Raw genomic sequence first — 18,346 nt, forward strand, 5'->3', positions numbered from 1 at the left:
CCGCTGATCTCGACGGTGGTGGCGTCCGGCGTCTTCACCTCGATGCCTTCCGGCACGTCGATGTTGACGTCGTGGCTGTAGCCGAGCTGCAGCTTCAGGGTCTTGCCCTGCGCGGCGGCGCGGTAGCCGACGCCGGTGATGACCAGCTTCTTCGAGAAGCCTGCGGTCACGCCGGTGACGAGGTTCTGCACCATGGTGCGCTGCATGCCCCAGAACGCGCGAGCGCGCTTGGTCGCATTGGCAGGCTGCACCGCGATGGCGTCCGCCTGGACGTCATAGGTGATCTCGTCGGCGAGCGGCATGGACAGGGTGCCCTTGGGACCCTTCACACTCAGCACCTTGTCGGCGATGGTCGCGGTGACGCCGGCCGGAACCGGGACCGCCTTCTTACCGATGCGGCTCATCAGAACACCTCCGCCAGGACTTCGCCACCGACATTCTGCTCGCGCGCTTCGGCGTCCGACAGAACGCCACGCGGCGTCGACACGATGGTGATGCCCAGGCCGTTGCGAACGCGCGGAAGCTCCTGCGCGCCCGAATAGATACGGCGGCCGGGCTTGGACACGCGCGCGACATGCTTGATCGCGGGCTGGCCTTCGAAATACTTCAGCTCGATGCGGATGCCGGCCGCGGGGCCCATCTGCTCTTCGCTGTAGCCACGGATATAGCCTTCGCGCTGGAGCACGTCGAGCACGCGGGCGCGCAGCTTCGACGCAGGCGTCAGGACGGAGTCCTTGCGCGCGCGCTGGCCGTTACGGATGCGGGTGAGCAGGTCACCCAGGGGATCGGTCACTGCCATCTCAAATGGTCCTTACCAGCTCGACTTGGTGACGCCGGGGATCAGGCCCTTGTTGGCCAGATCACGCAGCATGACGCGAGCGAGACGGAACTTGCGGTAATACGCACGCGGGCGGCCCGTGATCTCGCAACGGTTGCGGATGCGGGTCGGATTGCCGTTGCGGGGAATCTCGGCCATCTTCAGGCGCGCGATCAGACGTTCGGTCTCATCGAGGCTCTGGTCGTTCGCGATCGCCTTCAGCTTCGCGTACTTGCCGGCATACTTCTTGACGAGGAGACGACGCTTCTCGTTCTTATTGATTGAACTCAGTTTCGCCATGGACTTAAGCTCTTTCTGTAAGGACCCCCTCCCCGGCGTGGAGAGGGGGCAGTCCGGTTACGCCGCCTTCTTCTCGTCGGCAGCGTCTTCCTTGGGGAACGGGAAGCCGAACAGACGGAGCAGCTCGCGCGCTTCGTCGTCGGTCTTCGCCGAGGTGGTCACGATCACATCCATGCCGCGCACCTTGTCGATGCGGTCATAGTTGATTTCGGGGAAGATGATCTGCTCCTTGATGCCGCAGGCATAGTTGCCGCGACCGTCGAAGGACTTCGGATTCAGGCCACGGAAGTCGCGAACGCGCGGCAGCGCGATCGTGATGAAGCGGTCCAGGAATTCGTACATGCGCTCACGACGCAGCGTGACCTTCACACCGATCGGCATGCCTTCACGCAGCTTGAACTGCGCGATCGACTTCTTCGCCTTGGTGATGACGGGCTTCTGACCCGCGATCAGCTCCATCTCGGAAGCGGCCTGGTCGACGCGCTTCTTGTCCTGCGTCGCCTCGCCCACGCCCATGTTGAGCACGATCTTCTCGATCCGGGGGATCTCGTTGACGTTCTTGTAACCGAACTTGTCGGTCATCGCCTTGATGATGCTATCGTCATAGATAGCCTTCATGCGGGGCTTGTAATCAGCCATCGATCTTCTCCCCGGTCTTGACGGCCACGCGGACCTTCTTGCCATCCTGCGTCTCGAAACGGACGCGGGTCGGCTTGCCATCGGCGGTCACGTGCGCAACCTTCGAGATGTGCAGCGGAGCGGCAGTGCGCTCCAGGCCACCCTGCGGGTTCGCCTGGGTCGGCTTGCGGTGACGGGTGGCGATGTTGACGCCGTCCACGACGACCTTGCCGTCCTTCGGCATCGCCAGCGACACGGTGCCGGTCTTGCCCTTGTCCTTGCCGGACAGGACGATGACCTTGTCGCCCTTCTTGATGCGTGCAGCGGCCATTACAAAACCTCCGGCGCCAGCGAGATGATCTTCATGTGCTTCTTGCCGCGAAGCTCACGCACGACCGGGCCGAAGATACGGGTGCCGATCGGCTCCTCGTTCTTGTTGACCAGCACGGCGGCGTTACCGTCGAAACGGATCACCGAACCGTCGGCGCGACGGATGTCCTTGGCGGTACGCACGATCACCGCGCGGTGAACGTCGCCCTTCTTCACGCGGCCACGCGGCTGCGCTTCCTTGACGCTGACGACGATGATGTCGCCGACCGATGCGGTACGGCGCTTCGAGCCGCCCAGCACCTTGATGCACTGCACCCGCTTCGCGCCGCTGTTGTCAGCGACATCGAGATTGGACTGCATCTGGATCATGGATCCGCTTCCTTCTCTCTTCTGGGGAGGATACCGACCCTACCCCGCCTTAAAAAACGACCCCCGGCGCAGAGGCCTGCGCCAGGGGGAGAGGCCCCATAGCCACTCCTGATACGAAAGGCAAGCGAGTCGCTCGCCCCCTCGACCAATCCGCTCTGCACCCCGAAGGGTGGCTCTTCATTCCGAACCCCGCCCCTCCGTCAGGAGAAGCGGGGCGCGAAATGAGAAAGGCTTTAGCCTTCGGCCGAGGCCCGCTCGGGCGTCGAGTGGGTGTTGACCCGCTCGATGACCTTCCAGGTCTTCAGCTTCGAGATCGGGGCGGTCTCTTCGATCCGCACCGTCTCACCGGCCTTGAACTCATTGCTCTCGTCGTGAGCATGATACTTCTTCGACCGACGGATGATCTTGCCGTAGAGGGGGTGCTTAACCTTCCGCTCTACATTGACGACGACCGTCTTGTCGGTCTTGTCCGAGACAATCACCCCGGTCAGCACGCGCTTCGGCATGTGTCTCGGTCCTTACTTGGCAGCCGCAGCGGTGCGCTGCGCCTGGATGGTCTTGATCCGCGCGATGTCGCGACGGACTTCCTTGACCCGGCTGGGCTTTTCGAGCTGGCTGGTGGCCGCCTGGAAGCGCAGGTTGAACTGCTCACGCTTCAGGTTGCCCAGCGCCTCGACGAGCTGGTCGTCGCTCTGGCCGGTATATTCAGTCTTGGCCATTACTCGCCTCCGAGGTGCGAGGTGTCGCCCAGGCGGGCAACGACCTTGGTCTTGATGGGCAGCTTCATCGCGGCGCGCTCGAATGCCTCGGCGGCCAGCGGGCCGTCGACACCGTCGAGTTCGAACAGGATGCGACCCGGCTTCACGCGGGCGGCCCAGAATTCCGGCGAACCCTTACCCGAGCCCATGCGGACTTCGGCAGGCTTCGACGAGACGGGCACGTCCGGGAAGATGCGGATCCAGAGACGACCCTGGCGCTTGATGTGACGCGTGATCGCGCGGCGAGCCGCCTCGATCTGGCGAGCGGTGATCCGCTCCGGCTCCATGGCCTTCAGGCCATAGGAACCGAAGTTCAGGCTCGTACCGCCCTTCGCATCGCCGTGGATGCGGCCCTTGAAGGCCTTGCGGAACTTGGTGCGCTTTGGTTGCAGCATGTTCTATGTTCCTTAGCGGCGATGATCGTCGCGCGCCGGGCGCACGCCGGAGGTCTGAGCCTCCATCATCAGCCGGTCCTGCGCCATGGGGTCATGACCCAGGATCTCGCCCTTGAAGATCCACACCTTCACGCCGCACACGCCATAAGCGGTGTGCGCCTGCGCTTCGGCATAGTCGACGTTCGCGCGCAGCGTGTGCAGCGGAACGCGGCCTTCACGATACCATTCGGTACGCGCGATTTCCGCGCCGCCCAGACGGCCGCCGCAGGTGATACGGATGCCTTCGGCGCCCAGACGGAGCGCGGACTGCACCGCACGCTTCATGGCGCGGCGGAACGCGATACGGCGCTCCAGCTGGTCGGCCACGCCCTGTGCGACGAGCTTGGCATCGATCTCGGGCTTGCGGATCTCGACGATGTTCAGCGACACCTCGGACGAGGTCATCGAACCCAGCTTCTTGCGAAGCTTTTCGATGTCGGCGCCCTTCTTGCCGATGATCACGCCCGGACGCGCCGCGAAGATCGAGATGCGGCACAGCTTGGCCGGACGCTCGATGACGACCTTCGAGATCGCGGCCTGGGGCAGCGTCTTCATGATGTACTGGCGGATCTTCAGATCCTCCAGCAGCAGGCGGCCATAGTCATGGCCTTCGGCGAACCAGCGGCTGTCCCAGGTGCGGTTGATCTGGAGACGCAGGCCGATCGGATTGCTCTTCTGACCCATTATGCTTCTTCCTGCTCGCGGACGACGATGCGGAGCCGCGAAAACGGCTTCAGGATGCGGGTGGACTTGCCACGGCCGCGCGTCGCGAAACGCTTCATGGTGATCGACTTGCCGACCGACGCCTCGGCGACGACGAGCGCGTCGACGTCGAGGTTGTGGTTGTTCTCGGCATTGGCGATCGCGGAGGCGAGCACCTTGCGCGCGTCGACGGCCATCGCCTTCGTCGAGAAAGCGAGGATGTTCATCGCGTCGCCGGCCTTCTTGCCGCGGATCAGGCCCGCGACCAGGTTCAGCTTCTGCGCCGAACCACGGATCTGCGTGCCGACCGACAGCGCTTCCTTCTCACCGACCTTGCGGGGGGATGCGGGCTTGGACATCAGCGCTTACCCTTCTTGTCGGCGGCGTGGCCGGGGAAGTAGCGCGTGGGCGCGAATTCACCGAGCTTCATGCCGACCATGTCCTCGTTCACCGAGACGGGAACGAACTTGCGACCATTGTAGACGTTGAAGGTCAGGCCGACGAACGACGGCAGGATGGTCGAGCGACGCGACCAGGTCTTGATCGGACCTGCGCGGTTGCCAGCATCCTGCGCCACTTCGGCCTTCTTCAGGAGATGGAGGTCCACGAAAGGACCCTTCCAAACGGAACGAGCCATTGCGTGTTAGCCCTTCTTCTTGGCGTGACGGCTACGGATGATCATCTTGTCCGTCGCCTTGTTGTGACGAGTGCGCGCACCCTTCGTCGGCTTGCCCCACGGGGTGACCGGATGACGGCCGCCCGAGGTCCGGCCTTCACCACCGCCGTGCGGGTGGTCGACCGGGTTCTTCGCGACACCACGGGTCAGCGGACGATGGCCCTTCCAACGGTTGCGACCAGCCTTCGCCAGGTTGGTGTTGCCGTTGTCGGGGTTCGACACCGCGCCGACGGTCGCCATGCAGTTCGCATGGATGTAGCGCTGCTCGCCCGAGTTCAGACGGACGATGACCATGCCCTTGTCGCGACCCACGACCTGCACATAGGTGCCGGCCGAACGTGCGATCTGACCGCCCTTGCCGGGCTTCATCTCGACGTTGTGGACGATGGTGCCGACCGGCATCTGGCCCAGTTCCATGGCGTTGCCCGGCTTCACGTCGGTCTTCTTGCCGGCGATGACCTTGTCACCAACGGCCAGACGCTGCGGCGCGATGATGTAGGCAACGTTGTCCTTGCCCTCGGCATCGGCGCCGTAGTTGATCAGCGCGATGAAGGCGGTGCGGTTGGGATCATATTCGATCCGCTCCACGGTGCCCTCGACGTCCCACTGACGACGCTTGAAGTCGATGAAGCGGTAACGCTGCTTGTGGCCGCCCGCGATACCGCGGCTGGTCACATGGCCCTTGTTGTTGCGGCCGCCGGTCTTGCGCTTGCCTTCGGTGAGCGCCTTGACGGGCGCGCCCTTCCAGAGCGCCGAGCGGTCGACGAGGATCAGGCCGCGGCGGGCCGGGCTCGTCGGGTTATAATGCTTGAGTGCCATCGGCTCAGATCCCCGTCGTCACGTCAATGGACTGACCGTCCTTGAGGGTGACGATCGCCTTCTTCATGTCCGAGCGCTGGTACGGAGCGCCCTTCCACTTCTTGGTCTTGCCCTTCTGGACGATGGTGTTCACGCCGGTGACGTTCACGTCGAACAGCGCTTCCACCGCCGCCTTGATCTCGGGCTTGGTAGCACCGGGGGCGACCTTGAACACCACGGCGTTGTGCTCGCTGAGGAGCGTCGCCTTCTCGGTGATGTGCGGCGCAACGATCACGTCGTAATGACGCGGATCGACCGCCTTCTGCTGCTTAGCCATTGAAACGGGCCTCCAGCTTTTCGACAGCCGAGCGCGTCAGCACCAGGGTGTCATGCTTCAGAATGTCGTAGACATTGGCGCCAGCGGCCGGAAGGACGTTGATTTCCTTCAGGTTGCCTGCGGCCAGTGCGAACGACGTTTCGACGGCGTCGCCATCGATGACCAGCGCGGTCTTGCCGAAGCCGAGCTTCACCAGATCGCCCTGCAGCGTCTTCGTCTTGTTACCCTCGACGGCCAGATCGTTCATCACGATCAGCGAACCCGCCTTGGCGTGGCTCGACAGCGCCATCTTCAGGCCCAGAGCGCGAACCTTCTTGTTCAGACCCGGGTTGAAGTCGCGGACGCGGGCGCCGTGCGCCTTACCACCACCGATGAAGACGGGGGCCCGACGATCGCCGTGACGAGCGACACCGCCGCCCTTCTGGCGACCGAGCTTCTTGCCCGAGCGTGCGACATCGGCGCGCTCACGGGTGCCGCGCGCGGTGGCGCGACGCTTTTCCAGCTGCCAGGTCACAACGCGGTGCAGGATGTCGGCGCGCGGATCGAGGCCGAAGACCTCGTCGTTGAGCTCGATGTCCGCGGCGTCGGTGCCGGCGAAGGATTGAACCTTGACCTTCACGACTTAGCCCTCCTGGCTCTCGGTGGCTTCCGGAGCAGGCTCGGCAGAAGCGTTGTTGTTGGCGGCCGCCTTGATGCTGGCGGGGAACGGGGCGTCCGCGTGGCGCGAAACCTTGACCGCGTCCTTGACGATCAGCCAGCCACCCTTCGAGCCGGGCACCGAGCCCTTGACGAAGATCAGGCCGCGCTCGACGTCGGTCGACACGATTTCCAGGTTCTGCTGCGTGCGGTTCTTGTCACCCATGTGACCGGCCATCTTCTTGTTCTTGAAGACGCGGCCCGGATCCTGACGGTTACCGGTCGAACCATGCGAACGGTGCGAGACCGAGACGCCGTGGGTCGCGCGCAGACCACCGAAGTTCCAGCGCTTCATCGCACCGGCAAAGCCCTTACCCTGGGTACGCCCCTGGATATCGACATACTGGCCGGGGACGAAATGGTCGGCGGAGATTTCCGCGCCGACGTCCAGCAGGCCGTCTTCGTTCACGCGGAACTCGACCAGCACCTGCTTGGGCTCGACTTCGGCCTTGCCGAAGTGGCCACGCTGCGGCTTGGCAACATTCTTGGTCTTGGCGACACCTGCACCAAGCTGGACGGCAGTGTAGCCGTCACGATCCATCTCGCGGCGAGCGACGACCTGTACGCCTTCAAGCGCCAGAACGGTGACCGGCACGTGCCGACCATCGTCCTGGAACAGGCGGGTCATCCCCAGCTTCTTCGCGATCACGCCGGTACGCATGATCCTGTTCCTTCCTCGACAGAGGCCCCCAAGAACCATTCAAGGGGGGCATATCCAGCCCGATTAAAGCGAAACGAGCCCCCGTCCCGGGCTGGCGACCGGCGAACCGGTCAGACGGGGGACGCTGCCCCGGCACCATCTCGCTTTACGCGAAATCACCGGGCGGTATCCCTTAAGAGTGCCGGATCGCGGGAGCGACCTCGGCGCGTTTTCCGACTGCTTCAGTGTCGGGAAACGCCAAAATCCCGTGGGACGGAATCGTCGACCACGGGATCGCTGGCTCTCTTACGCCAGCTTGATCTCGACATCAACACCTGCGGCCAGGTCGAGCTTCATCAGCGCATCAACGGTCTGCGGGGTCGGCTGCACGATGTCCAGCATCCGCTTGTAGGTGCGGACCTCGAACTGCTCGCGCGACTTCTTGTCGATGTGCGGACCACGGTTGACCGTGAACTTCTCGATGCGCGTCGGAAGCGGGATCGGACCGCGGATGAGCGCGCCGGTGCGGCGTGCGGTGTCGGCGATGTCGCCGGTCGCCTGATCGAGCACGCGATGGTCGAACGCCTTCAGACGAATGCGGATATTGCTGTCCATGATCCCTACCGATGCGAAAGAGCGGGCTTTCCGGTTACCGTCACGTCGAGGGGCAAGTGCGATCGGTCTGTCCGACCAGGCACTCGACCGTCCGCCGTGAAGGCGACCCTGGGCCGAAACAAACTCTGGGTTACGACAGTGGCGGATGAACCACCCCTGCCCTCACTAAAAGCAAACGGCCGACTCCGGTGTTTCCGGTGCCAGCCGATTCCCTCAAGGCGTGTGCCTATACGCATATGGCGGGGGCGCCGCAAGGGGCGGGCGCGGGTTTTTGTTGGCAAGGGTGGAACCTGTCCTCGACTGCCCCAATTCCCACTCTCCGTTCAGCCTGAGCGAAGTCGAAGGCCACGCTTGGGTCGGGCCGCATGACGTGCACTTCGACTTCGCTCAGTGCGAACGAAGGTGGGATTTGACCGCCCTCACCCTTCCCTCTCCCGCCCGGAGAGACAGGGAGGCGCGTAGCGCCGAAAGGATGGGAGCCTTGTCCTACCCCACAAACGAAAAAGGCCGACCCCGTCGCCGGGGCCGGCCCTTTCCGAATAAGGTTCAGGCTTTCGCCCGAGACTTACTTGTCGATCGCGCTGACGACGCCGGCGCCGACGGTGCGGCCGCCTTCGCGGATCGTGAAGCGCTGACCGATGTCCATGGCGATCGGAGCGATCAGCTTCACGCCCAGAGCGACGTTGTCGCCCGGCATGACCATCTCGGTGCCCTCAGGCAGCTCGACGGTGCCGGTGACGTCCGTGGTGCGGAAGTAGAACTGCGGACGATAGTTCGCGAAGAACGGGGTGTGACGGCCGCCTTCTTCCTTCGACAGGACGTACACTTCCGACTTGAAGTCGGTGTGCGGCTTGATCGAACCCGGCTTGCAGAGAACCTGGCCACGCTCGACCTGGTCGCGCGCAACGCCACGGATCAGCGCGCCGATGTTGTCGCCGGCTTCACCCGAGTCGAGCAGCTTGCGGAACATTTCGACGCCGGTGACGGTGGTCTTGCGGGTGTCGTTGATGCCGACGATCTCGACTTCCTCGCCAACCTTGACGATGCCGGTCTCGACGCGGCCGGTGACGACCGTACCACGACCCGAGATCGAGAACACGTCTTCGATCGGCATCATGAACGGCTTGTCGAGCGGACGCTCGGGCTGCGGGATGTAGTCGTCAACGGCCTGCATCAGCTCGAGGACGGCTTCCTTGCCGAACTTGTCGTTCGAACCCGACAGGGCGCAGGTGGCCGAACCCTTGATGACGGGGATGTCGTCGCCCGGGAACTCGTACGAGCTGAGCAGCTCGCGGATTTCCAGCTCGACCAGCTCGAGGATTTCCTCGTCGTCGACCAGGTCGACCTTGTTCATGAACACGACCATCGCGGGCACGCCGACCTGGCGGGCGAGCAGGATGTGCTCGCGGGTCTGCGGCATCGGGCCGTCGGTCGACGAAACGACGAGGATCGCGCCGTCCATCTGCGCCGCGCCGGTGATCATGTTCTTCACATAGTCGGCGTGGCCGGGGCAGTCGACGTGCGCATAGTGGCGGTTCGTCGTCTCATACTCGACGTGCGCGGTCGAGATGGTGATGCCGCGCTCGCGCTCTTCCGGTGCCTTGTCGATGTTCGCGAAGTCGACGGCGGTGCCGCCGGTGGTCTCGGCCAGAACCTTGGTGATCGCGGCGGTCAGCGAGGTCTTGCCATGGTCGACGTGACCGATGGTGCCGATGTTGAGGTGCGGCTTGTTCCGCTCGAATTTTGCCTTTGCCATTTTCCTACCTTCTGAATCGAATTCGGTGCCGCATCCGAGGCCACGCGAACGCGGCCCCATAGCGGGTGTTTGAAGCGATTGCCAGCCCCTAGCGTTGTCGCGCCCCGAGTTGCCCCGGGGGCGCGACGGACGCTGTTAGGCCATCTTCGCCTTGACTTCGTCCGCAACATTCTGCGGCACTTCATCATAGTGCGAGAACTGCATCGAGTACTGCGCACGGCCCTGGGTGAACGAGCGGAGCGCGTTCACATAGCCGAACATGTTCGCCAGCGGGACCATCGCCTCGACCGTCTGCGCATTGCCGCGCGTGTCGGTGCCCTGGATCTGGCCACGACGGCTGTTCATGTCGCCGATGACGTCGCCCAGATAGTCTTCCGGGGTCACGACTTCGACCTTCATGACCGGCTCGAGCAGCGTGATGCCCGACTTCTGGGCCGCTTCGCGCATCGCGCCACGGGCACAGATTTCGAACGCCAGCGCCGACGAGTCGACGTCGTGGTACGCGCCGTCATACAGCAGGACTTCGAAGTCGATGATCGGGAAGCCGACCAGCGAACCGGTCTCCGCAGTTTCACGGAAGCCCTTCTCGATCGCGGGGATATATTCCTTCGGAATGTTGCCGCCCTTGATCTCGTCCTTGAAGACGAAGCCCGAACCACGCTCGCCCGGGGTCAGCTTGACCTTGACGCGGCCGAACTGGCCGGTGCCGCCCGACTGCTTCTTGTGCGTGTAGTCGATGTCGACCGGCTTCTTGAGGTATTCGCGATACGCCACCTGCGGCGCACCGACGTTCGCCTCGACCTTGAACTCGCGCTTCATGCGGTCGACCAGGATCTCGAGATGGAGCTCGCCCATGCCCTTGATGATGGTCTGGCCCGACTCGGCGTCCGAGGTCACGCGGAACGAGGGGTCCTCGCGTGCGAGACGATTGAGCGCGACGCCCATCTTCTCCTGGTCGGCCTTGGTCGTCGGCTCCACCGACAGCTCGATCACGGGCTCGGGGAACTCCATGCGCTCGAGGATGATCGGGGCGTTCTGCGCGCAGAGCGTGTCACCCGTGGTGGTATCCTTGAGGCCCGCCAGCGCGACGATGTCGCCGGCATAGGCTTCCTGGATGTCTTCACGGCTGTTCGCATGCATGAGCAGCATGCGGCCGATCTTTTCCTTCTTGTCCTTGACCGAGTTCAGGACCTGCGACGAGGTCTCGAGCTTGCCCGAATAGATGCGGGCGAAGGTCAGCGAACCGACGAACGGGTCGTTCATGATCTTGAACGCCAGCGCCGAGAAGGGCTCGGTGTCCGACGAAGGACGCTCGTCCGGCGTCTCGCCGTCGAGCTTCACGCCCTTGATCGCCGGAACGTCGAGCGGGCTCGGCAGATAGTCGATGACCGCGTCGAGCAGGGGCTGCACGCCCTTGTTCTTGAACGCCGAGCCGCAGACCACGGGGACGAACGCCATTTCCAGCGTGCCCTTGCGGATCAGCTTCTTCAGCTCGTCCACCGACGGCTCGTTGCCCTCGAGGTACGATTCCATCGCGGCGTCGTCCTGCTCGACGGCCATTTCGATCAGGTCGCTGCGATACTTCGCGGCCTTCTCGGCCATGTCGGCCGGGATGTCCTGATATTCGAACTTGGCGCCCAGCGACTCTTCGAGCCAGATGATCGCGCGGTTCTCGACCAGGTCGACGAGACCCTTGAAGCCGCCCTCGATGCCGATCGGCAGATACAGGACCGCCGGACGCGCGCCCAGACGCTCGATGATCGAGTTCACGCAGAAATAGAAGTCGGCGCCGGTGCGGTCGAGCTTATTGACGAAGCACATGCGCGGCACGCCGTACTTGTCGGCCTGACGCCACACGGTTTCCGACTGCGGCTCAACACCCGCCACGCCGTCGAAGCAGGCGACCGCGCCGTCGAGCACGCGGAGCGAACGCTCCACCTCGATGGTGAAGTCGACGTGCCCGGGGGTGTCGATGATGATGATGCGGTTGTCGTTCCAGAAACAGGTCGTCGCGGCCGACGTGATCGTGATGCCGCGCTCCTGCTCCTGCTCCATCCAGTCCATGGTGGCGGTGCCTTCGTGCACTTCGCCGATCTTGTAGGACTTGCCGGTGTAATAAAGAATGCGCTCGGTCGTGGTCGTCTTGCCGGCATCGATGTGCGCCATGATGCCGATGTTGCGATACTTCTCGAGCGGATGGCTGCGGGCCATGATCGATCTTCCTCAAGCGTAGGGGGGAGCCGGTTGGCCCGGCTCCCCCTTATATAGGCTGTTTGCGTGACCAGCGGAAGACCGCCGGCACCGCACCCTGAAAAGGTTGCGGCAGACCGGAAATAAATCCGGTCCGCCGCAAGGCCCTTACCAGCGGTAGTGCGAGAAGGCGCGATTCGCTTCCGCCATGCGGTGCGTATCTTCGCGCTTCTTGACCGCGTTGCCGCGGTTGTTCGCAGCGTCCATCAGCTCACCCGACAGACGGGCGGCCATCGTGTTCTCCGAACGGGCGCGCGATGCGCCGATCAGCCAACGGATGGCCAGAGCCTGGGCACGCTCCGGACGGACTTCGACCGGAACCTGGTAGGTCGCACCGCCGACGCGGCGCGAACGGACTTCGATGCCCGGCTTGATGTTGTTCAGCGCATCGTGGAACACGCCGATCGGATCGCGCTTGGCGCGCGTCTCGACGGTTTCCAGAGCACCGTAAACGATGGCTTCGGCCACGGACTTCTTACCGTCCAGCATGACCGAATTCATGAACTTCGACAGGACCTCATCTCCGAACTTGGGGTCCGGCAGAATTTCCCGCTTTTCGGGACGACGACGACGAGCCATTCTCGTATTTCCTTACAAAACTTCAGCCTTTGATGGTCGAGGAGCCTCAGCCGAGGCCCGACCGGCTTACTTCGGACGCTTCGCGCCGTACTTCGAGCGGGACTGCTTGCGATCCTTCACGCCCTGCGTGTCGAGAACGCCGCGCAGCACGTGGTAGCGCACGCCGGGAAGGTCGCGCACACGGCCGCCGCGGATGAGCACGACCGAGTGCTCCTGCAGGTTGTGGCCTTCGCCCGGGATGTACGAAATGACTTCGCGGCTGTTGGTCAGACGGACCTTGGCCACCTTGCGAAGCGCCGAGTTCGGCTTCTTCGGGGTCGTCGTGTAGACACGGGTGCAAACGCCGCGCTTCTGCGGGTTCTGCTCCATTGCAGGGACCTTGGACTTGGCCTTCTGCAGTTCGCGGCCCTTGCGGACCAGCTGGTTGATCGTCGGCATTGAAGCCTTCACCTTTCCATGAGGTTACTTTGCTGGAGCCATCACAGCACTTCGGAATACAAAAAGGGGCCATCATGGCTTTCGCCCGGCCCTATTCGCATCCAGCAATGTTCAAGCTTGCCCGACGGATAAGTCCCGAATCTCGAGAAATCGCCTTCGTGCAGCGGCGGCCTATACGCGGGAGTCGGCGAATGGTCAATGTCGGAGCCGAGCCCCCTACCGGCGAACGTTTTCAGCCACCATGCGAAAATCGCATATTGGCCCTTGCCTCGCCCGGCCAGTCGGGCTAGTGGCGGCCGCCTCGCAGGAGTGTAGCTCAGTTGGTAGAGCATCGGTCTCCAAAACCGAGGGCCCACGGTTCGAGTCCGTGCACTCCTGCCACTTTTCATGACATCGACGGATTGAGCGACGCCGCTGTTGGGGTTGGTATTCGCGCGCTCTTATTCCCCTGCAAGGGGAGGGGGACCAGCGAAGCTGGTGGAGGGGTGTAGCCGGTTACGATCGCAGCCCAACCTCGCTACTGGTGACACCCCTCCGTCGGGCCTGCGGCCTGCCACCTCCCCTGCAAGGGGAGGAATAGAGGTCAATTCACCGGCCGCGGCCCGACACCGGGCGGAGTGGCGGGATCGACCTCGTCGATCTCATCGCCGCGATTGCCACCGCCGGCCCCTGCACCGCTGCCATGCACTTCACCCGTCGTCGGATCGACCGAGGCGCGCTTGCCGTTATCGTCGGGCAGGCCGGTTTCCGCATTGCCGCCTCTATCGACCGATGGCCTGGTCGTCACGCTGCCGGCCGGCTCGGCGCGACCCAGCGCGACTTCGTCATCGCGATGATAGCCCTGGCCGCTATAGCCCTTGTCACGATCGAAAGGCTGGGACGGGCGTTTTTCCACTTCGGACATGGGGCAGTCTCCTTCGCCCCCGTCAACGGAGCGCGGGAGACGCCGTTCCCGACAAACGAAAAGGGCGCCCACCGGATCGGTGGACGCCCCCTTGATCGCGACGGCCGGGCCGAAGCCCCGCCGATCAGCTGCGGAACAGCGAGTGCGGATCGATGATGTCGCCGCCATGGCTGGCAGTGTCGGCATCGCGGCTCTGCTGTTCGCGCTCGGCGCGCAGCGAGGCGAGCAGCGCTTCGCGGTCGCCTTCCAGACGGGTGTCGGTCGGCTGCGCCTCGGCATTGCCACCGGTCGCCTTCGCCGCCTTGGCCACCGCCGAGTCCAGCTCGCGCTGGGTGGTCAGGCCCAGCGTCACCGGGTCCTTTGGCGTGATGTTGGCGATGTTCCAATGGCTGCGGTCGCGGATCGCGGCGATCGTCGTGCGGGTCGTACCGATCAGGTTCGAGATCGCGCCGTCCGAGATTTCCGGGTGGTTGCGGATGATCCAGGCGATGCCGTCCGGCTTGTCCTGCCGCTTGCTGACCGGCGTGTAGCGCGGCCCCTTGGTACGGCGGACCTGCTCGGGGCCCTTGGTCATCTTCATGCGATAATCGGGATTGGCCTGCGCCTTCTCGATCTCGCTCTGCGTCACTTCGTGCGCGCGGACCGGATCGCGGCCGGTCAGCTTGGTCGCCGCCGTGTCGTCGGCGATCGCCTGCACTTCCAGGATATGAAGGCCGCAGAAATCCGCAATCTGCTCGAAGGAGAGCGAGGTGTTGTCGACCAGCCAGGAAGCGGTCGCATGGGGCATGAGCGGCTGGGCCACGGGGATCACTCCAGTCGGAAAATAAAAGGGCCGCCCCTCATCGGAGCGGCCGTAGCGGCGGCAAACCTAATGCGACCCGCTCCCAAGAGCAAGGTGCGGTGCCACAAAGTCTTGGAAACCGGCCGCAGGGCCGCCAGCCCATTTCGGTAGCCCGCCAAAGGCCGCCGGTCAATCATCGTCGTCGAATCGGCCGAAGGGCAGCAGCCGCGACGCCAGTTTGCGGGTCGCCTGGACGTCGCCGGCGCGAAGTGGCGTCAGGATCGCGACCGCGCCGCGTTGCAGGATACGGTCGATCGGCGTCACGACATCGGCCTTCGCCGCCGCCTCGGCCAGAGCCCGTCCGCGCGGGTCACGCGGATCGAGTTCCAGCCGCAACAGCGCGGAGAGCGCCGGAAACAACGCGCGATCGCCACCCAGCGCAACCGCGCGATCGAGCAAGGCGAACCCCACCGCCCGCTGCGCGCCGACCGCCGCGCGCCCGACGATCGTCCCCAGCTTCTTGACCGCGCCGATATGCCAGGCACCCAGCGCCAGCTGCGTCTCGGCATCGCGGGGATCTTGCGCGACCATCGCCTCGAACTGGTGCCGCGCGCTGATCGCATCGGCACGGTTGCCGGTCAGCTTGGCACGGTATCCCAACGCGGTCGCGCGCATCAGCTGCGCCTCGTGATCGTCGGGCTTGCGCGCCAGCGTCGCACCCGCCGCGGCATAGGCGGCGGTGACCCGGCGCAGGGCGCTCGCCTCATCGCCGTCGGAGAAGGACGCCTGGGTCAGGATGTCGCGCGCCGATTGCGCCGCCGCCGGCATGGCCCCCAGCCCCGTGATCCCCAGCCCCGCGATCATCGCCGCGACCATGATCGGAATCACCCGGCGATAACGCTGCTTCATTCGATCATGCCCCCCGGACGTCCCTTATAGGATCAGCCCGGCAAAACGGCCGATCCGGCCTTTCGGTCCATCGCAAGCCGCAAAGGATTGTTCAAGCCTATGTTAAGTCAGCCGGCTTGCGCCTCACGGACGACCAGCACGATCTTGCCCAGATGATCGCCGCCCTCCATCCGTTCATGCGCCTTGCCGGCCTCGGCCAGCGGGAAGGTCTTGTCGATCAGCGGGCGCAACCGCCCCTCCTCGACATGCGGCCAGACAATGCGCCCGATCTCGTCGGCGACCATCGCCTTGAACGCGCGGTCGCGCCCGCGCAGCGTCGAGCCGGTCAGGATCAGGCGCCGACGCATGATCTCCCAGATCGGCACCTCCGCCTTGGGCCCACGCTGCACCGCGATCGAGACGTGCCGCCCCTCCTCGGCCAGGCATTGCAGATTGCGGGGCAGATAGTCGCCGCCCACCATGTCGAGGACGATGTCGACGCCCCTGCCCTCGGTGAAGGCCTTGACCTCCTCAACGAAATCCTGGGCCCGGTAGTTGATCGCCTTGGCCGCGCCGAGCTTTTCGGCCGCCGCGCATTTCTCGTCCGATCCGGCGGTCACGATCACCCGCAAGCCGAACAGCTTGCCGAGCATGATCGCCATCGTCCCGATCCCGCTGGTGCCGCCATGGACCAGCAGCGTCTCGCCGTCGCGGGCATAGGCGCGCTCGAACACATTGGTCCACACGGTGAACAGCGTCTCGGGCAGCGCGGCCGCCTGCACCATCGACAGGCCGGCCGGCACCGTCAGACAATGTTCGGCATCGGCCAGCGCATATTCGGCATAGCCGCCGCCCGAGATCAGCGCGCAGACCGGCTGGCCCAGCATCTCCGCGCCGACATCCTCGCCGACCGCGACGATCTCGCCGGCGATCTCCAGCCCGGGGATCGAGGGTGCGCCGGGCGGCGGCGGATACAGGCCCTGGCGCTGCATGACGTCGGGGCGGTTGACGCCCGCCGCCGCGACGCGGATCAGCACCTCGCCCTTGCCCGGCTGCGGAACCGCGCGGGTGGTCGGGACCAGCACGTCGGGACCGCCGGCGTCGTCCGGGTCGATCGCGATCATCGTCTCGGGAACCTGCCCCGTCATTCCGCCATCCGCCTGCATTACGTTGCTCCCCCGTTCGTCCAGGCTTTCTCGCGCCTGTTATTGACATCGGCGGCGGTCGGGTCAACGCTGCATCCCATTATGGAACAGGACGACTCCCCGCTCCGCATTCCCGACAGCCTGACCGCGCTGGTCCAGGCCGATCTCGAACCGCTCTCGCTCGGCGAGCTGGAGACGCGGATCGCGGTGCTGGAACAGGAGATCGGGCGCACCCGTCGCCATATGGAACGGGCCACGCTTCACCGCGCCAGTGCCGACGCGCTGTTCAAGCGGTGACCGGGCCGGGCCAGATCGCGAACCCCCTCGCCGCAATGGCCCGACACTTTTCGTTCGCGCGATACGCTTTGTTCAGCGGCCGTGCGTTACACCCGCTTGATGACGGGGCCCACCATCCCGACATTGGTCGAAACGAAGCGTCCATTCCAGGCGCTTCGCCAGGAGTATCGTAGATGCCATCTTTCGCCCCCGCGCTTGAGACCACGCTTCACAAGGCGCTGGAAGCCGCGACGTTGCGGCGCCACGAATATGCCACGCTGGAGCACCTCCTCCTCGCGCTGATCGATGACGAACACGCCTCCAAGGTGATGGAAGCGTGCCATGTCGACCTGGGCGAGCTGAAGGCGACGGTCGCCCAGTATCTCGACACCGAACTCGACGCGCTGAAGGTCGAGGCGGCGACCGACCCCTCCCCCACCAGCGGGTTCCAGCGCGTGGTCCAGCGTGCGATCCTGCACGTCCAGTCCTCGGGCCGCGACGAAGTGACCGGCGCGAACGTGCTGGTCGCGCTGTTCTCCGAACGCGAATCCTACGCCGTCTATTTCCTGCAGCAGCAGGACATGAGCCGCCTGGATGCCGTCAGCTTCATCAGCCACGGCGTGGGCAAGGGGGGCGCGACCAGCGAATCGACCCCGCCCAAGGGCGTCGAGGAGGAAAAGCCCGCCAAGCCCGCCGAAAAGGGCAAGGCCGAGAGCGCGCTCAAGCAGTTCACCGTCGACCTCAACGAAAAGGCCAAGCTCGGCAAGGTCGATCCGCTGATCGGACGCGGGCCGGAAGTGGACCGCACCGTCCAGATCCTGTGCCGCCGGTCGAAGAACAACCCGCTCTATGTTGGTGATCCCGGCGTCGGCAAGACCGCCATCGCCGAAGGGTTGGCGCGCAAGATCGTCGAGGGCGACGTGCCCGAAGTCCTGAAGCAGGCGGTCATCTACTCGCTCGACATGGGCGCGCTGCTCGCCGGCACCCGCTATCGCGGCGACTTCGAGGAGCGGCTGAAGGCGGTCGTCAACGAGCTGGAGAAGCTGCCCCACGCGGTGCTCTTCATCGACGAGATCCACACCGTGATCGGTGCCGGCGCAACCAGCGGCGGCGCGATGGATGCGTCGAACCTGCTCAAGCCCGCTTTGTCGGGCGGCACGATCCGCTGCATCGGCTCGACCACCTATAAGGAGTTCCGCAATCACTTCGAAAAGGACCGCGCGTTGCTGCGCCGGTTCC

General features: G+C 64.6%; 27 protein-coding genes and 1 tRNA gene. 3 read left to right on the top strand and 25 right to left on the bottom strand.

The genetic code is table 11. From position 1 onward, the window contains the following. From ACQKJZ_RS11165 to rpsL, 21 genes are all read right to left on the bottom strand, one after another. The coding region (locus ACQKJZ_RS11165) for a 50S ribosomal protein L6 (RefSeq protein WP_427731159.1) at positions 1 to 404 on the bottom strand (404 nt) is incomplete at its 3' end. Then, a complete protein-coding gene (gene rpsH, locus ACQKJZ_RS11170; RefSeq protein WP_037569377.1) occupies positions 404 to 799 on the bottom strand; it encodes a 30S ribosomal protein S8 in 396 nt (131 codons plus the stop codon). The genes rpsH and ACQKJZ_RS11165, both read right to left, overlap by 1 nt. Positions 800 to 811: 12 nt before the next feature. Beyond that, on the bottom strand, positions 812 to 1,117 hold the full coding sequence (gene rpsN, locus ACQKJZ_RS11175; RefSeq protein ID WP_007406083.1) for a 30S ribosomal protein S14: 306 nt from the start codon (positions 1,115 to 1,117) through the stop codon (positions 812 to 814). 57 nt (positions 1,118 to 1,174) lie between these two features. Beyond that, positions 1,175 to 1,756: a 50S ribosomal protein L5 gene (rplE, locus tag ACQKJZ_RS11180; RefSeq protein ID WP_037569379.1), complete on the bottom strand. Its 582-nt coding sequence runs from the start codon at positions 1,754 to 1,756 to the stop codon at positions 1,175 to 1,177. Beyond that, on the bottom strand, positions 1,749 to 2,066 hold the full coding sequence (gene rplX / locus ACQKJZ_RS11185; protein WP_007406132.1) for a 50S ribosomal protein L24: 318 nt from the start codon (positions 2,064 to 2,066) through the stop codon (positions 1,749 to 1,751). The genes rplE and rplX overlap by 8 nt, the downstream gene beginning before the upstream one ends. Then, complete coding sequence (gene rplN / locus ACQKJZ_RS11190; protein ID WP_007406105.1) at positions 2,066 to 2,434, bottom strand: 50S ribosomal protein L14; 369 nt, start codon at positions 2,432 to 2,434, stop codon at positions 2,066 to 2,068. Before rplN ends, rplX begins: the two co-directional genes overlap by 1 nt. A 233-nt stretch (positions 2,435 to 2,667) precedes the next feature. Beyond that, positions 2,668 to 2,940, bottom strand: a complete 273-nt coding sequence (gene rpsQ, locus ACQKJZ_RS11195) for a 30S ribosomal protein S17 (protein ID WP_183950452.1) — start codon at positions 2,938 to 2,940, stop codon at positions 2,668 to 2,670. Positions 2,941 to 2,952: 12 nt separating this feature from the next. After that, a complete protein-coding gene (rpmC, locus tag ACQKJZ_RS11200; protein WP_007406063.1) occupies positions 2,953 to 3,153 on the bottom strand; it encodes a 50S ribosomal protein L29 in 201 nt (66 codons plus the stop codon). Beyond that, complete coding sequence (gene rplP, locus ACQKJZ_RS11205) at positions 3,153 to 3,587, bottom strand: 50S ribosomal protein L16 (RefSeq protein ID WP_007406071.1); 435 nt, start codon at positions 3,585 to 3,587, stop codon at positions 3,153 to 3,155. Before rplP ends, rpmC begins: the two co-directional genes overlap by 1 nt. Positions 3,588 to 3,599: 12 nt before the next feature. Further along, positions 3,600 to 4,310, bottom strand: coding sequence for a 30S ribosomal protein S3 (rpsC, locus tag ACQKJZ_RS11210; protein ID WP_312488723.1), 711 nt, complete (start codon positions 4,308 to 4,310; stop codon positions 3,600 to 3,602). Continuing rightward, positions 4,310 to 4,687, bottom strand: coding sequence for a 50S ribosomal protein L22 (rplV, locus tag ACQKJZ_RS11215; protein WP_007406087.1), 378 nt, complete (start codon positions 4,685 to 4,687; stop codon positions 4,310 to 4,312). The genes rpsC and rplV overlap by 1 nt, the downstream gene beginning before the upstream one ends. After that, entirely contained in the window at positions 4,687 to 4,965 is a 279-nt protein-coding gene (rpsS, locus tag ACQKJZ_RS11220; RefSeq protein WP_037569384.1) for a 30S ribosomal protein S19, read from the bottom strand. Before rpsS ends, rplV begins: the two co-directional genes overlap by 1 nt. A 6-nt stretch (positions 4,966 to 4,971) precedes the next feature. Beyond that, positions 4,972 to 5,823 (bottom strand): 50S ribosomal protein L2, encoded by an 852-nt coding sequence (rplB, locus tag ACQKJZ_RS11225; RefSeq protein WP_261269267.1) that lies wholly within the window; start codon positions 5,821 to 5,823, stop codon positions 4,972 to 4,974. A gap of 4 nt (positions 5,824 to 5,827) precedes the next feature. Beyond that, positions 5,828 to 6,139, bottom strand: coding sequence for a 50S ribosomal protein L23 (locus ACQKJZ_RS11230; RefSeq protein WP_042491181.1), 312 nt, complete (start codon positions 6,137 to 6,139; stop codon positions 5,828 to 5,830). Continuing rightward, positions 6,132 to 6,758, bottom strand: coding sequence for a 50S ribosomal protein L4 (rplD, locus tag ACQKJZ_RS11235; protein WP_175313821.1), 627 nt, complete (start codon positions 6,756 to 6,758; stop codon positions 6,132 to 6,134). Before rplD ends, ACQKJZ_RS11230 begins: the two co-directional genes overlap by 8 nt. Before the next feature lie 3 nt (positions 6,759 to 6,761). Beyond that, the gene (gene rplC / locus ACQKJZ_RS11240) at positions 6,762 to 7,496 is read right to left on the bottom strand and encodes a 50S ribosomal protein L3 (protein ID WP_056430750.1); all 735 of its coding nucleotides are present in this window, start codon (positions 7,494 to 7,496) and stop codon (positions 6,762 to 6,764) included. A 285-nt stretch (positions 7,497 to 7,781) separates the two neighbouring features. After that, positions 7,782 to 8,090: a 30S ribosomal protein S10 gene (gene rpsJ, locus ACQKJZ_RS11245; RefSeq protein ID WP_007406109.1), complete on the bottom strand. Its 309-nt coding sequence runs from the start codon at positions 8,088 to 8,090 to the stop codon at positions 7,782 to 7,784. Between the two features lie 565 nt (positions 8,091 to 8,655). Then, on the bottom strand, positions 8,656 to 9,846 hold the full coding sequence (tuf, locus tag ACQKJZ_RS11250; RefSeq protein WP_312488716.1) for an elongation factor Tu: 1,191 nt from the start codon (positions 9,844 to 9,846) through the stop codon (positions 8,656 to 8,658). Between the two features lie 135 nt (positions 9,847 to 9,981). Further along, complete coding sequence (gene fusA / locus ACQKJZ_RS11255) at positions 9,982 to 12,057, bottom strand: elongation factor G (protein WP_427731160.1); 2,076 nt, start codon at positions 12,055 to 12,057, stop codon at positions 9,982 to 9,984. 147 nt (positions 12,058 to 12,204) lie between these two features. Next, positions 12,205 to 12,675: a 30S ribosomal protein S7 gene (gene rpsG, locus ACQKJZ_RS11260; protein ID WP_042491196.1), complete on the bottom strand. Its 471-nt coding sequence runs from the start codon at positions 12,673 to 12,675 to the stop codon at positions 12,205 to 12,207. A gap of 66 nt (positions 12,676 to 12,741) precedes the next feature. Next, the gene (gene rpsL / locus ACQKJZ_RS11265) at positions 12,742 to 13,113 is read right to left on the bottom strand and encodes a 30S ribosomal protein S12 (protein ID WP_007406072.1); all 372 of its coding nucleotides are present in this window, start codon (positions 13,111 to 13,113) and stop codon (positions 12,742 to 12,744) included. Between the two features lie 305 nt (positions 13,114 to 13,418). On the opposite strand from rpsL, the gene ACQKJZ_RS11270 reads away from it, so the two are divergent. Continuing rightward, positions 13,419 to 13,494 (top strand) — tRNA-Trp (locus tag ACQKJZ_RS11270). A gap of 202 nt (positions 13,495 to 13,696) precedes the next feature. On the opposite strand, the gene ACQKJZ_RS11275 is transcribed toward ACQKJZ_RS11270, so the two are convergent. From ACQKJZ_RS11275 to ACQKJZ_RS11290, 4 genes are all read right to left on the bottom strand, one after another. Beyond that, positions 13,697 to 14,017 carry a hypothetical protein gene (locus ACQKJZ_RS11275; RefSeq protein ID WP_427731161.1) on the bottom strand — a complete coding sequence of 107 codons (321 nt, stop codon included), beginning with the start codon at positions 14,015 to 14,017 and terminating at the stop codon, positions 13,697 to 13,699. A 124-nt stretch (positions 14,018 to 14,141) separates the two neighbouring features. Continuing rightward, complete coding sequence (locus ACQKJZ_RS11280; RefSeq protein WP_427731162.1) at positions 14,142 to 14,819, bottom strand: DUF1013 domain-containing protein; 678 nt, start codon at positions 14,817 to 14,819, stop codon at positions 14,142 to 14,144. A gap of 168 nt (positions 14,820 to 14,987) precedes the next feature. Then, positions 14,988 to 15,707, bottom strand: a complete 720-nt coding sequence (locus tag ACQKJZ_RS11285; protein ID WP_427731163.1) for a hypothetical protein — start codon at positions 15,705 to 15,707, stop codon at positions 14,988 to 14,990. 107 nt (positions 15,708 to 15,814) lie between these two features. After that, on the bottom strand, positions 15,815 to 16,834 hold the full coding sequence (locus ACQKJZ_RS11290) for an NAD(P)H-quinone oxidoreductase (RefSeq protein WP_427731164.1): 1,020 nt from the start codon (positions 16,832 to 16,834) through the stop codon (positions 15,815 to 15,817). A gap of 99 nt (positions 16,835 to 16,933) precedes the next feature. Here ACQKJZ_RS11290 and ACQKJZ_RS11295 point away from each other — a divergent pair, with 99 nt between their 5' ends. Beyond that, positions 16,934 to 17,128 carry a DUF1192 domain-containing protein gene (locus ACQKJZ_RS11295; protein ID WP_427731165.1) on the top strand — a complete coding sequence of 65 codons (195 nt, stop codon included), beginning with the start codon at positions 16,934 to 16,936 and terminating at the stop codon, positions 17,126 to 17,128. 173 nt (positions 17,129 to 17,301) lie between these two features. Then, positions 17,302 to 18,346 (top strand): AAA family ATPase (locus ACQKJZ_RS11300; protein WP_427731166.1); only part of this gene is annotated, 1,045 nt, incomplete at its 3' end.

The sequence above is a fragment of the Sphingomonas sp. NPDC019816 genome (assembly GCF_050274375.1).
Taxonomy (GTDB): Bacteria; Pseudomonadota; Alphaproteobacteria; order Sphingomonadales; family Sphingomonadaceae; genus Sphingomonas.